Annotated in this window: 10 protein-coding genes; 6 read left to right on the top strand and 4 right to left on the bottom strand. The window is 68.2% G+C overall.

Going from position 1 to position 13522, the window contains the following annotated elements; genetic code table 11:
* Positions 1–55 precede the first annotated feature (55 nt).
* The gene (locus tag A4R44_RS21645; protein ID WP_067583634.1) at positions 56–3967 is read left to right on the top strand and encodes a DNA-directed RNA polymerase subunit beta'; all 3912 of its coding nucleotides are present in this window, start codon (positions 56–58) and stop codon (positions 3965–3967) included.
* 766 nt (positions 3968–4733) lie between these two features.
* Positions 4734–5372, top strand: coding sequence for a zinc ribbon domain-containing protein (locus tag A4R44_RS21650; protein WP_232791707.1), 639 nt, complete (start codon positions 4734–4736; stop codon positions 5370–5372).
* A 45-nt stretch (positions 5373–5417) separates the two neighbouring features.
* On the opposite strand, the gene A4R44_RS21655 is transcribed toward A4R44_RS21650, so the two are convergent.
* Complete coding sequence (locus A4R44_RS21655) at positions 5418–5963, bottom strand: hypothetical protein (RefSeq protein ID WP_067583637.1); 546 nt, start codon at positions 5961–5963, stop codon at positions 5418–5420.
* A 218-nt stretch (positions 5964–6181) separates the two neighbouring features.
* Between A4R44_RS21655 and A4R44_RS21660 the strand changes: the two genes are divergently transcribed.
* Entirely contained in the window at positions 6182–6799 is a 618-nt protein-coding gene (locus tag A4R44_RS21660) for a hypothetical protein (protein WP_157904955.1), read from the top strand.
* A 41-nt stretch (positions 6800–6840) separates the two neighbouring features.
* Here A4R44_RS21660 and A4R44_RS21665 read toward each other — a convergent pair whose 3' ends face one another.
* From A4R44_RS21665 to A4R44_RS21675, 3 genes are read right to left on the bottom strand one after another with little or no spacing between them, the layout of a single operon-like run.
* Positions 6841–7986 carry a hypothetical protein gene (locus A4R44_RS21665; RefSeq protein WP_067583643.1) on the bottom strand — a complete coding sequence of 382 codons (1146 nt, stop codon included), beginning with the start codon at positions 7984–7986 and terminating at the stop codon, positions 6841–6843.
* Positions 7979–8317, bottom strand: coding sequence for a hypothetical protein (locus A4R44_RS21670; RefSeq protein ID WP_067583645.1), 339 nt, complete (start codon positions 8315–8317; stop codon positions 7979–7981). The genes A4R44_RS21665 and A4R44_RS21670 overlap by 8 nt, the downstream gene beginning before the upstream one ends.
* Positions 8314–8880: a YbaB/EbfC family nucleoid-associated protein gene (locus A4R44_RS21675; protein ID WP_067583648.1), complete on the bottom strand. Its 567-nt coding sequence runs from the start codon at positions 8878–8880 to the stop codon at positions 8314–8316. Before A4R44_RS21675 ends, A4R44_RS21670 begins: the two co-directional genes overlap by 4 nt.
* Positions 8881–9435: 555 nt before the next feature.
* Here A4R44_RS21675 and A4R44_RS21680 point away from each other — a divergent pair.
* The 3 genes from A4R44_RS21680 (at position 9436) to A4R44_RS21690 (ending at position 13511) form a co-directional block, all read left to right on the top strand.
* A complete protein-coding gene (locus tag A4R44_RS21680) occupies positions 9436–11298 on the top strand; it encodes a selenium-binding family protein (RefSeq protein ID WP_232791708.1) in 1863 nt (620 codons plus the stop codon).
* Positions 11299–11396: 98 nt separating this feature from the next.
* Positions 11397–13157: a hypothetical protein gene (locus A4R44_RS21685; protein WP_067583654.1), complete on the top strand. Its 1761-nt coding sequence runs from the start codon at positions 11397–11399 to the stop codon at positions 13155–13157.
* Positions 13158–13196: 39 nt separating this feature from the next.
* Positions 13197–13511 (top strand): hypothetical protein, encoded by a 315-nt coding sequence (locus tag A4R44_RS21690; protein WP_067583657.1) that lies wholly within the window; start codon positions 13197–13199, stop codon positions 13509–13511.
* Positions 13512–13522: the final 11 nt, after the last annotated feature.

Genomic DNA, 13522 nt, shown 5'->3' on the forward strand with positions numbered 1-13522 from the left:
TCCCCGCCCCGCCTCCGACCCCTCTTAGTCGAAACAACCCCAAGGGGATTCAGACTTGCTGGACGTCAACTTCTTCGACGAGCTTCGCATTGGCCTCGCCACCGCCGACGACATCCGTCAGTGGTCCTTCGGCGAGGTCAAGAAGCCGGAGACCATCAACTACCGCACGCTCAAGCCGGAGAAGGACGGGCTCTTCTGCGAGAAGATCTTCGGTCCGACCCGGGACTGGGAGTGCTACTGCGGCAAGTACAAGCGCGTCCGGTTCAAGGGCATCATCTGCGAGCGCTGCGGCGTCGAGGTCACTCGCGCCAAGGTGCGCCGTGAGCGGATGGGCCACATCGAGCTGGCCGCGCCGGTCACCCACATCTGGTATTTCAAGGGCGTTCCGTCGCGCCTTGGCTACCTGCTGGACCTGGCGCCCAAGGACCTCGAGAAGATCATCTACTTCGCGGCCTACGTGATCACCGGCGTGAACACCGAGCTGCGGCACAACGACCTGCCGACGCTGGAGAACGAGATCGGCGTCGAGCGCAAGAACCTGGAGACGAAGCGCGACTCCGACATCGAGGCCCGCGCGCAGAAGCTGGAAGCCGACCTGGCCGAGCTGGAGGCGGAGGGCGCGAAGTCCGACGTGCGCCGCAAGGTCAAGGAGGGCGGCGAGCGCGAGATGCGCCAGCTGCGCGACCGCGCCGGCCGCGAGCTGGACCGGCTTGAGGAGGTCTGGACGACCTTCACGAAGCTTGAGCCGCGTCAGCTGATCGCCGACGAACTGCTCTACCGCGAGCTGATCGACCGGTACGGCGAGTACTTCACCGGCGGCATGGGCGCGGAGGCGATCCAGAAGCTGGCGACCGAGTTCGACGTCGCCGCGGAGGCCGACAGCCTGCGCGACACCATCCGCAACGGCAAGGGGCAGAAGAAGCTCCGCGCGCTGAAGCGGCTCAAGGTCGTCGCCGCGTTCCAGGCGACCGGCAACGACCCGCGCGGCATGGTGCTCGACGCCGTCCCGGTCATCCCGCCGGACCTGCGCCCGATGGTGCAGCTCGACGGTGGCCGCTTCGCCACCTCGGACCTGAACGACCTGTACCGCCGCGTGATCAACCGGAACAACCGGCTCAAGCGGCTGATCGACCTCGGCGCGCCCGAGATCATCGTCAACAACGAGAAGCGGATGCTGCAGGAGGCCGTCGACGCGCTGTTCGACAACGGCCGCCGCGGGCGTCCGGTCACCGGCCCGGGCAACCGGCCGCTGAAGTCGCTGTCCGACCTGCTGAAGGGCAAGCAGGGCCGGTTCCGGCAGAACCTGCTGGGCAAGCGTGTCGACTACTCGGGTCGTTCGGTCATCATCGTCGGTCCGCAGCTGAAGCTGCACCAGTGCGGTCTGCCGAAGGACATGGCGCTTGAGCTGTTCAAGCCGTTCGTCATGAAGCGGCTGGTCGACCTGAACCACGCGCAGAACATCAAGTCCGCCAAGCGGATGGTGGAGCGGTCGCGGCCGCAGGTGTGGGACGTGCTCGAAGAGGTCATCACCGGCCACCCGGTGATGCTGAACCGCGCACCGACCCTGCACCGGCTGGGCATCCAGGCCTTCGAACCGCAGCTGGTCGAGGGCAAGGCCATCCAGCTGCACCCGCTGGTCTGCGAAGCGTTCAACGCGGACTTCGACGGCGACCAGATGGCGGTGCACCTGCCGCTGTCGGCCGAGGCGCAGGCCGAGGCCCGGATCCTGATGCTGTCGGCGAACAACATCCTGTCGCCGGCCTCGGGCCGTCCGCTCGCCATGCCGCGACTGGACATGGTCACCGGTCTGTTCCACCTGACCCGGCTGAACGAGAACGCCGAGGGCGCGGGCAACGCGTACTCCTCGCCCGCCGAGGCGATCATGGCGTTCGACCTCAAGGCGCTGAGCCTGCACGCCCCGGTCAAGATCCGTGTCACCGACCGTCAGCCGGCGAAGGCCGACGAGGCGCGGCTCGCGGAGGCGGGCTGGGAGCCGGGCAAGGCGTGGCTGGCCGAGACCACCCTGGGCCGCGTGCTGTTCAACGACCTGCTGCCGGCGGACTACCCGTTCATCAACGAGCCGATGCCGAAGAAGCGGCAGGCGGCCATCGTGAACGATCTCGCCGAGCGGTACTCGATGACGCAGGTCGCGCAGACGCTGGACAAGCTCAAGGACGCCGGTTTCTACTGGGCGACCCGCTCGGGCGTCACGGTCGCGATCTCGGACGTGCTGACCCCGGTCGGCAAGAAGGCCATTCTCGACGAGTACGAGGGCAAGGCCGACCAGGTCGAGAAGCGCTACCAGCGCGGTCAGCTGTCCCACGCCGAGCGCAACAACGAGCTCGTCAAGGTGTGGACGCAGGCGACCGAAGAGGTCCACAAGATCATGGAGACGGCGCTGCCGGACGACAACCCGATCGCCATGATCGTGAAGTCGGGCGCGGCGGGCAACATGACCCAGGTCCGTTCGCTGGCCGGCATGCGTGGTCTGGTGTCGAACCCGAAGGGCGAGTACATCCCGCGTCCGATCAAGGCGAACTTCCGTGAGGGCCTGTCGGTGGCGGAGTACTTCATCGCCACGCACGGCGCCCGGAAGGGGCTGGCGGACACGGCGCTGCGTACCGCGGACTCGGGTTACCTGACCCGTCGTCTGGTGGACGTTTCGCAGGACGTCATCGTCCGCGAGGTCGACTGCGGCACCACGCGCGGCATCATGATGCCGATCGGCGAGGACCTCGGCGACGGCAAGGTCGTGCGCGACCAGCACGTCGAGACGTCGGTGTACGCGCGGAACCTCGCGACGGACGCGGTGGACGCCAAGGGCAACGTCGTGCTGAACGCGGGCGACGACATCGGCGACCCGGCGCTGGACAAGCTGATCTCCAGCGGCATCACCAAGGTGAAGGTCCGCTCGGTGCTGACGTGTGAGTCGGCGGTCGGGGTGTGCGCGACCTGCTACGGCCGTTCGATGGCGACGGGTGAACTCGTCGACGTCGGCGAGGCCGTCGGCATCGTCGCCGCCCAGTCGATCGGTGAGCCGGGCACGCAGCTGACGATGCGTACCTTCCACCAGGGTGGTGTCGCCGGTGACGACATCACGACCGGTCTGCCCCGGGTCACCGAGCTTTTCGAGGCTCGGGTGCCGAAGGGCAAGGCTCCGATCGCGGACGTCGACGGCCGCGTGCGGATCGAGGAGAGCGAGCGGTTCTGGAAGATCACCCTGATCCCGGACGACGGGTCGGAGGAGATCGTCTTCGACAAGCTGTCCAAGCGGCAGCGGCTCGCGAACACCCCGAGCGGCCCGCTGGGCGACGGCGACCACGTCGCGGTCGGCCAGCAGCTGCTTGAGGGCACGCCGGACCCGCACGAGGTCCTGCGCGTCATGGGCCCGCGCGAAGCGCAGATGCACCTCACCGACGAGGTCCAGAAGGTGTACCGGGCGCAGGGTGTGTCGATCCACGACAAGCACATCGAGGTCATCGTGCGGCAGATGCTGCGCCGCGTGACGATCATCGACTCCGGTGCCACGGACTTCCTGCCGGGCGAGCTGCCCGAGCGGACGAAGTTCGAGGCGACGAACCGGGCCGCGGTCGCCGAGGGCGGCGAGCCGGCCTCGGGCCGTCCGGTGCTGATGGGCATCACGAAGGCGTCGCTGACCACGGACTCGTGGCTGTCGGCGGCCTCGTTCCAGGAGACCACGCGAGTCCTGACCGACGCGGCCATCAACGGCCGCTCGGACAAGCTCGTGGGCCTCAAGGAGAACGTCATCATCGGTAAGCTCATCCCGGCCGGTACGGGCATCAACAAGTACCGGAACATCCAGGTGCAGCCGACCGAGGAGGCGCGGGTAGCGGCGTACGCGATCCCGTCCTACGACGACGGTTACTACACCCCGGACGTGTTCGGTTCGGGCACCGGTGCCGCGGTTCCGCTGGACGACTACGACTTCGGTCGCGACTTCCGCTGATCCGCTCCGCTTCGACGAAACGCCTCCGGCTTCGGCCGGGGGCGTTTCGCTGTGCGGGGGGTCAGACTGCGGCGAGGACGTCGATCCGCTCCAGGAATTCGGCGATCAGGTCGATGCTGGCCAACAGGGTTTCCGGGGCGAGCTTTTCCCGATATACGGCCATAGCACCAGGCGCGGTCGAGACCGATGAGGTCCGGCAACTGGTCACGATCGCCGCGCAGCCAGTCCACGGTGTCCGGGGTGGCCGCCCGGGCGGCGAACTGCGGTCGCTGGTGAACCCGTTTCGGGCAGCGGACATTCGTCCCAGCGGCCGACCAGGCACCTCGGCGTCGAACGCTTCGTATCGGGCTTTCAGCCCACTCCTGGTTCGCCCGTAGACCCGACCCTCACGGCTCGGATACGCCTTGGCGATCCTCATGCCGGGAATCGACCCGCACTCGTACTCTCTCGGTTCCCTCGGCGCACATCGATCGCGACGTCGACCGTGGGCGATTCCTTGGCTGGCAGGTGACCGCAGCGCGGCGATCCTGGCTTGCTCCGCTTGTTTCTCTCTCCGGTGCGACCGATACCGGAAGTAGCCGGGAATCCCGAAGATCACCAGCATTCCTGCCGCGAGCTTCAGCATCGCGGACGGTATCCGGCTAAACACGGCAAACCGTAAAAATACCCGGCCGCGCGGCCCTGGTCACGGTCGCGGTGCGTAGCGGGTCCGGAGACGGTACTTGTGCGGTCGTGCGTTGTCTTCGGCTGGCATACCTTCGCGCGCGTGGCTGATGTCGTGCCGTTCACGGACAACTTCTCGGATCTCTCCAATGCCCAGGGCTACCAGTTCGAGTTCCGTTGCGAGCGCTGCGGAAACGGCTACCGGTCGGCGTTCCAGCGGGACGCGATGGAGACCGGGCGCAGCATGTTGCGCGCGGTGGGCTCGTTCTTCGGCGGGACGCTGCAGCAGCTGAGCAGCTCTGCCGACCAGTGGAAGTACGACCGGGCGACGAACTCGTCGGCGAAGGACCGCGCGCTGAGCGCGGCCGTCGAAGAGATCACCCCGCGCTTCCGGCAATGCCGGGGTTGCGGCGACTGGATGTGCGCGGATCAGTGCTGGAACGAGGAAATCGGCCAGTGTCTGCGGTGCTCGCCGAGCGTGGCCGAGGAGGTCTCGCGGGCGCAGGCGGCGGCGCAGCGGGACCAGATCTGGGACAAGGCGCGCGAGAAGAACTGGACCGAGGACTTGGATCTGGGCACTCGCGCGAAGCTCACGTGCCCGGACTGCGGCCTGAAGGTGGACGGCGGGAAGTTCTGCACCGGATGCGGAAGCTCACTGGCCCCGACTGTCCACTGTAGAGAGTTCGGCAAGGAGTCCAAGGCGGGCGCGGTGTTCTGCGCGGATTGCGGGCACCGGCTCTGACCGACAGCCCCGGGCATCGCTGCTGTGCGGTGCCCGGGACCGGGCTCAGTGCAGCGGCGGAGCCAGTCGCGGCCGCTCAGCCTGCTTGCGCTCGCGCCGGATCCGGCGCGGCGGCCGGGGCAGATAGGTCGCCTTGGCGAGCCAAGCGCCGAGGAGCAGGCCGGGCACAGTGAAGACGAGCATGAACCAGGCGGTGAAGGTGCTGTCGAACACCGGATGCCACCACACCGGCCCGATCTTGAGCGGGACGGTGTCGCCGACCTCGGGGTGGCCGGGCGGGCCGGTGACCCTCGCCTGGTGCTGTACCCCGCCGACCTCGTAGGTCCCGTCGACGACCAGGTGCTCGTTCTTGCCGCAGATCAGGTCGCGATGGCCGGTTTTCCGGTCGTAGCAAGTGTCCCTGACTCCGGTGCTGGTCACCGTCAACGGGATGGTTTCGGCCTGGCCGGTCAGCGCCGCGACCGCGTTCACCGTCGGCAGGGCGCAGCCCACCAGCAGCGCCAGCGCGATTGCGGACCGGACCGTCAGCGCGAGCCCGGTCATCGGCTTCCGGCTCGCGAGTTCCCGCCGGGCGTTGACACCCGCCAGCACGGAACCGCCGCCCTGCCCGCGCCATGCTTCGACGGAGGTCTGGGCTCCCGCGACCNGGCGCCACCGCGGCGGCGAAGAGCGCGAGGGTCCGGCCGCTGCTGATGATCCGGTCGCGGGACATCCCGCCGGAATCGACCGTCCACAGCGCGTCCTGGTCGAACGCGAACGCCCGGCCCTGGAACACCGGGTCGGTCTGGAGCGTTGCACGGATTTCCGGAGTGAGCACGGCGGTGGCGAAGGCCGGGTCGTTCGTGCTGACGTCGTACCGCTTGTCGAACTCCGGATCCACCGGCATCGGCTGCACGTCGGCCGGTTTCGGGGTGCCGAACGCGGTGTGGCCGAGGCGGGCGTCCTTCATCGGCGATCCTAGCGTCGCCCCGCCGGACATCATCGACCGCGGCGCGATCAGCAGTGCGGGCCCGGGCGGGATGCGCAATTCGGTCAGCGAGAACGTGCCGCCGAGGTCGTACTCGAAGCCCAGCAGCCGGTGGCCCTGGTGCTCGAACTCGGCCGACCGCGGCGGCAGTTCGGGGGCCGGGCCGCGGACCGGCCAGGTCCGCCCCGAACTCGGGAACACCCCGAACGTCGGCCCGGAAGTGCCGTGCTGCAACGGGGTCTTCAACCGCCGCTTCCGCAGGACCACGATCACCGTGACGATCGCGGCCGCCGCGGCCACGCCGTACACCAGGCCGAACCGGGTGAAGCCGGAACTCAGCCAGAAGACGGTCGTGCCGGCGAAGAAGAGCACGGACAGCACGGCCATGGCGGTGGCGCCGGGCGCGCCGTTTTCCTTGATCTTGCTGCGGGCCCAGAGGAAAAGCCCGCCCGCGGCGTAGCCGATGACGATGATCCACGGCAGGTTGACGTCGTTCATCGATCAGCTCATGTCGAGGTTGTCGCGGGTCTCCTCGGTGCTGTGGTAATGCTCCGCGCGGTCGGTGGCCTCCGCGACTTTCTTCCCGGCCTTGTACGCGTTCGTCGCCTTTTTGATCTTGCCGTCGGCTTCCCAGTCGTCCTTGGAGACGCCGGTGTACTCCTCGACGGTCTTTTCGCCGAGCTTCTCCCCGAACTTCTTCGGGGCTTCCTTCAAGGTCTTGCCCGCCGCGTCGAGCAGCGCCGCGCCCTTGGTGTTCGTGGCGTTCGCGAATGCTCCGTTCAGCACGTCCGGGGCCTTCGGGTGCATGCCGCCCTTGGCCAGCGCGCGGAACTTGCCTTCCTCGTCGAACATCTTCCCGGCCCATTTGCCGAGGAAGGCCATGAACTTCTCCAGCAGCTTGCCCAGTTTGCCGAGCCGTTTGGTGATCTTCGCGAACGCACCGGCGACCTTCGCCACCGTCGCGGTCGTCGCCGCGGCGACGCTCGTGCCCGCGGTGATCAGGGACGCGGCCAGCGCGGGCAGCCAGATGTAGATGAGCGTGCTGATGAGCTCCGAGATGATCGCCTTGACGACCTCCTCGATCACCTCCATCACCATCGACCACATCTTGAGCGTGTCGGCGACCGCGTTCGCGGCGCAGCCGATGCCCTCGATGCCCTGGGAGAACTTGGCGAGCGCCGCGCGGGCGGCGTCACCTGCCTCGCCTTCCCATTCCTTCAGCGTTTCGTCGCCGGTCTGCACGAAGTCCTCGGCGAGCGAGACGAAACCCTCGCCGATCTTGCCGAAGTCGCCGGACGCGTCGCTGAGCGCCGGGCCGTCGCCGGTCACGAAGTGCAGCGCGTCCTGCAGCGGCTGGACCACTTCCAGCAGCATGTCCAGTCCGTTGCTGACCAGGGTGCCGACCGGGTCGATGGCGAAGCTGACCACCTCGCTCGCGGCGTCGGTGACGAATCCCGCGCCGTCGGAAACGAGATCCTTGCCCGCACTGACGATGTCGCCCATGCCCTCGGCTTCGCCGAGGTTCTCCTTGGCGTTCAGGATCGTCTTGACGCCGCCGCCCACGATGGGCACGGACTCGGCGACCTTGCGCGCGTACGAGTCTTCTTTGTGCAGCTCGATGCCGTCCGCGATGCTCTGCTCAGCCACGGTCGCCCGTCCCGTTCTCGCTGTCGATCGCCTTGCCGATCTTTTCCAGGGCGTCGACGACTTCCTTTTCCTGCCCGGCGTAGATTTCCGAGGCTTTGCCCATCTTCTCGGTGAGCGCGTCGGTGCCGGCTTTCATCGCTTCCAGCAGTTGGCGCAGGTCGCCCAGCTTGCTGGTGTACATCTGCTTCGCGACCAGCCCGATCAGGCCCCAGGACTTGTCGCCGACGTCGGCGGTGCTGATCAGCGTGCCGAACTTCCCGGCCTCATCCTTGTAGTGGCCGAGACCGGTTCCGTAGTCCTGCAGCGTGGTGGTGTTCGTCTTGAAGGTCATCGGCGATCGTCCCGGCCGAGGATGTCGTTGTCGAAGTAGTCGTCGTCCGGCTCGCCCGGGGCCGGGCGGCGGCGCACCGGGGGCGGGGGCGGCGGCTTCGGATCGTCGCGGAGTACGTCCTCCGGGTCGAAGGCAGCGGGTTCCGGTGCGGGCTCGGGCAGTTGCGCCTGGATGGTTTCGGGAGTGGTGCCGAGGGCGTCGGCCTGCGCGGCGAGCACCCGCTCGGTCGTGTTCAGGCCGAAGGCGTCGCCCACGGCCGCGTCGACCACTTCGGCCTGCTCGACGGTCGCCGCGGCGACGGCCTGCTGCAGTGTGTTCAGGATGGTAGCGGCCAGCGCCTCCGGAGCCGCGCGATAGGCGTCCGCGGTCAGCCGGATGTTCTTGACCGACCCGCTCGGCCCGGCCGTCACGGTGACCGTGCCGTCGGAAGAGGTCGCCGACGCTTCGAGCGCGGCCACCTCTTCCTGCATGTCGGCGACCTTGGCGAACTGCGCCTGCGCCTTTTCTAGCTTGGTCTGGAACTTCGAGAACTCGGCGACCAGCCGGTCCATCTCTGTCGACATGACGATCTCCCCTCTGTACTCGGTTGCCGAGTATGCCCGTTGTGCCGGGATGCCGGAGCCGAATGGGGTAATCGCTGAGCGTGAACGTCCAAATGGGGGGCCCGTTGGTCACGAAACAGTTACGAACATAACGGGCGATCGCGGGTCGAACCGGTCGCTTCCGGAGATCCGGAGCGCTGGCCGGGCGGCCCGGCGCAGGTCGCTGCTCCGTTCGGCGGCAGCGGCTGCGCAACTTGGTCCAGTGGGTGAGATAGTCACCCATTCGACGGACATTCCCATTATCGCCCACTGGATTGACAGTAAGTGGGCTTTTCCCGACTATTTCCCGCATGCTCTTTCCGGTCGCCCTGGTGTGCCGGCGACATGTCGATCTGCGCCAGCAGGCCAGTGCGCTGTGTTGCCGCCGCTGAGCTGATTCCGCTTGTCCGGCACTGGCTTTTCTGCTCCGCCGGAAGAACTGACTCCCTGGTTTCGCGGGTTTTTCCGTGCTGCCCGGAAACGGGGGAAGGGCACCTTCGTGCTGCCCGGACAACTCCAAACCGACAAGGAGACACAATGCGATTCAACTCCTCCTCGGGCGCCCCGCCCCGATGGCGGAAAGCGTTGACCGTCGCCGGCGCGGTCGCGCTCGCGATCGGCGCGGTGACCTACACCGGGTCCAGCGCCAGCGCCTACGCCGACGTCCAAGTGGTCACCGACGCCAAAACCGCGTCCGACGGCAAGCAGTACTGGGTGCAGAACCACCTGGTGGGCAAAGACCTTGCCGCGCAAGCGCGGTCCGCGGACGGCACGCCGAAGAAGTGGCTGCTGGTCTGGGCCGGCGACGAGAACATCGCCGACACCGCGGTGAAGGACGTCAAAAACCTGCCTGGCTCGCTCGGCGGCGGACTCGGCAAAGTCAAGAATGCCTTGCCCGGCCCCGATTTCCTCGCGGTGATCGACGCGACGCAGGGCTCGCCGACGTACGGCAAGGTGGTGAACACCGCGACCGTCGGGCCGCTCGTCGAGAACGAGCCACACCATATGCAGTACGTGTGGCACAAGGGCGACACGATTTACGCCGGTGCGTTGTTCGCCGCGGCGACGTACGCGTTCGACGTCAGTGCGTTGCCGCAGCTGAAACTCAAGGGCATCAGCCTGCCGACACAGACGCTCGGCGGTTCCGTCCCCGACGCGTACTGGGTGCTGAAGGACGGCACCGCGTACGGCACGTACATGGGCGGGCCGGTCGTGCCCGGTCCGTACGCGTACCAGGACGGTTCTACGCAGATCGGCAACGGCTTCGCCGGCAGTCCGGGCGAGGTCGTGCACTTTGACCAGAACGCGCAGGTGCTGTCGCAGAATCCGGCGGCGACCCCGCAGGGCGACAACGCGAAGCTGTGCGACAACCTGCCGCAGCTGGGCAAACCGTCCTGCGCGAACCCGCACGGCGTCCAGGCGCGCGAGGACCTCAACACCCTCGTCACCAGCGACTACGCCGAACCGCGCAACATCATTCTCGACCCGGTGAAGCAGCCGTCGCCGTATCTGCGCCGTCCGACGATCCGCACCTGGGACATTTCCGACCGCAATCACCCGAAGCTGAAGGCGGTGTCCTACCTGCAAGACGGCCCGCGGGCGAACCCGGCCGACCCGCTGCACTCGGAAAGCCGCGCGGTCATGGAGACCACGGTGACGAACCTGCCCGGCCACAAGGGTGCGTTCGCCGAGACGATGCAGGGCGGCGCGATCTTCTACACGCCGGACATCACGGCGAAGGACCCGCACTGGATCGAGGTGTTCGACGACGGCACCGCGGGCAAGCCAATCTACTCGCAGAACGACTCCAACGGCGCCAGCTCCAACGGCGGCTGGCTGCAGACCAGCCCGGACGACCGGTTCCTGTACCACGCGGTGCAGGGCAGGCAGAAGGGCGCGCTCGGCCCGGACGACCCCGGCACCACCGGCGGCGTGTACGTGCTCGACATCCAGAAGCTGGTCGCGGCCGGTGACAAGGTCGAGGACATCAAGGGCCGCGTCGACACCTTGGAGAAGGCGCAGCAGGGCGGCGGGGGAGACCTGCCGACCGTCGTCGGCTCCGCGCCGATCAACCCGGGCGTGCCCGGAGCCGGACCGCACTGGGGCGCGTACGACAACTTCGTGCTCGGCCAGGACGGTTTCTACCACGAAACGCAGCAGCCGCAGCACATCGCGGTGTCGAACTACTTCGTCGCCCGGTCCGGTTTGGACGGTGACCACAAGGTCAACCTGCTGAATCTGGCACCGGACGGGAAGGTCGCGGTCGATCAGAACTTCCGCGACGAGTTCACCGGCCAGGTCGGCATCAACTTCAACCGGAAATCGTGGCCGCACGGAGACTTCGGCAACGCCAAGCCGCACTCCGAGCTGTTCGTGGTCGCCGACCAGAACGTGAAGTAACTCCCGCTGGACGCGTGCGGTGAAGGACTCCTTGCGGGAATCAGATTCCCGCAAGGGGCCCTTCCCGGACCAGCCCGGGACAAGTCCGGAAGGTAGCTATGGATCACCACGTCACTCCGGTCGCCACTGGATCGTCCGGTGTGGACAGTGCCGCGCTGGTGCTGCGGCTGATACTGCTGCTGGCGACGGCATTCCTCGCCGGCACCGGGATGCTGCGTCCGCTCGTCGGTCCGTTGCCGCGCAAGCTGTGGCTCACCACCGGCGCGCTGGGGGTGGGCTCGGCGGTGCTGGCCGCGGTGTCGGCGGCGACGGTCGAGGTCAACCTCGTCGCGCTGATCGTGCACATCGTGCTCGCGCTGGCGGTGCCGGTGCTGCTTCGGTGGCCCTCGGCAGGCCGTTGGGCTTCGCTCGCGCTGGTCGTGCTCGTGGTTTTGGAGACCTCCGTCGACGGCACGGGTATCTCCTTCGCCATCGACACTGTGTACGTCGCCGCGGCTGCACTGTGGTTCGGCGTGACGCTGTTGTCGGCGTGGGTGCCGGTGGAGGAGTGGCGGTCGACGCCGTTGCGCGTCGGTCCGCTGTCGGTCAGCCTCGCCGGACTGTTGACGCTCGCGGGCGTCGTGCAGCTCGGTGTCTCCGGAGTTGCCTTCGACCGACGGCTGTACGAAACGCTCTTCGGCATCTCGCTGATCGTGGTGGTCCTGCTGCCCGCGGCGGTCACCGTGGTGTCGGCGATCTTGTTATCCCGCAACGCTTCTATCCGTGGCTACCGCTACGGCGTCGCCGGGGTCGCACTCGGTTTCGTCGCGTGGAGTGCGCTCGCCGCGGTGCCGCAACCGGCGCCGCTGCCCGTGCCCGGAGTACCGCTGCTGGCGGACGCGACCGTCGGCGGTGCGACCGTGCCGGTGCTGGTCAGCCCGCAGCGGCCGGGACGCAACCTCGTGCACTTCCCGGCGAGCGCGGGCACGGATCTGTCCGCTGGAGTCGAGGGTGCGACCGTGACCGCCGCGGCGGCGCGCGCCGGTGCGGAAGGCAGCTGGGCCGAGGTCGAACTTCCGCCCGGACGCAGCACTCTCGTGGTGCACAAGGGCGACGCGACTACCACGGTCGATGTCGACGCGGGCACCGAGGCTGGCCCAGCGGTGCCGGACGCCGACGCACCGGAATGCGCGGAAGCCGCACTCGGCGGTCTGATGGCGGAGAAACGCGACGTGCTCGCCAGCTGCCCGGCGGACGCGTTGTCTCCGGAGGACCGCGGTTCGCTGGTGAAGCTGGTCGAATTCCTCGCCTCGCGGAAACCGTCGGCGATCACGCTGGTCGAGGACAAGTCGCCGCGCGGGGTGCAAGCCGCTCAGCTGGTCCGCGAAACCGCCGCTCGCGCCGGGTTGCCGGTGCGTCCGGACGCGGCGGCGGACACCGCGCTGGTAGTCGTCTCCGGCTGGAGCGACGGGTACCTCGCGATGAGCCGCGCCGCCGAGTCGCAGCGGCTCAAGCCGACCCATCAGTTCGGCCTGTACCTCGCGCCGTGGCTGCTCAACGGACCCATCGTCAACGCCGTGGCCAGTGCGGCCATGCCGCTGCGCTTCGACCCGCGTGACCAGCTCGCGGTCAGCTACGCGGTGGCGGTCGGCAACAGGTTCGGCGGCGAAAGCCCGTCGCTGGGCGGTTTCCGGACCTGGCTCGGTCCACAGTGGACAGCGGTGAACGGCGAGGTGCAGCTGTTCGCGGCCGCGCAGGTCAACGCGATGCCGATGTACCCGAACGAACCGCACGCGCCCGGCATGCAGGCCGTGCGCGACTACGCCGGGCAGTGGATCCCCGACGGAACCATCGTCCCGATCAGCGGCGCGCTCCGCTGACCCCAGTTCCCCGAAGAACCCCGAAGAAAGGAAACCCTGATGAAACGCACTGCCGCCCGGATCCTGCTGCCGCTCGCCGCGGCCGGGGCGTTCGCCGGATTCGCCGGGGGAGCGGCCGGCGCCGCCACCCAGGACGAATCCGCCGCCGCTCAGCCCGCTGGCCTGCCTTCCCTGCCGACCGGTGGCTTGCCGTCCCTCCCGGGCCTGCCCGGACTCCCCGGCGCACCGACCGGCGGCAGCCCGTCGATCTGGGTCGTCCCCGGCCTCGACGCGGGCAGCCTCCTCGGCCCGACCACCCAGGCCCCGGCCCAGCTCCTCGCGCCGGTGTTCAACCTCGTCACCGCCGTTTCCTGAGCACTGAAGGA

The organism is Amycolatopsis sp. M39 (assembly GCF_001651785.1).
Lineage (GTDB): Bacteria > Actinomycetota > Actinomycetes > Mycobacteriales > Pseudonocardiaceae > Amycolatopsis > Amycolatopsis rubida.

What these genes read in the sequence shown, in the direction of transcription:
- A4R44_RS21670 (WP_067583645.1), bottom strand. Translation starts at nt 8,317, where the DNA reads ATGACCTTCAAGACGAACACCACCACGCTGCAGGACTACGGAACCGGT.
- A4R44_RS21675 (WP_067583648.1), bottom strand. Translation starts at nt 8,880, where the DNA reads ATGTCGACAGAGATGGACCGGCTGGTCGCCGAGTTCTCGAAGTTCCAG.
- A4R44_RS21680 (WP_232791708.1), top strand. Translation starts at nt 9,436, where the DNA reads ATGCGATTCAACTCCTCCTCGGGCGCCCCGCCCCGATGGCGGAAAGCG.
- A4R44_RS21685 (WP_067583654.1), top strand. Translation starts at nt 11,397, where the DNA reads ATGGATCACCACGTCACTCCGGTCGCCACTGGATCGTCCGGTGTGGAC.
- A4R44_RS21690 (WP_067583657.1), top strand. Translation starts at nt 13,197, where the DNA reads ATGAAACGCACTGCCGCCCGGATCCTGCTGCCGCTCGCCGCGGCCGGG.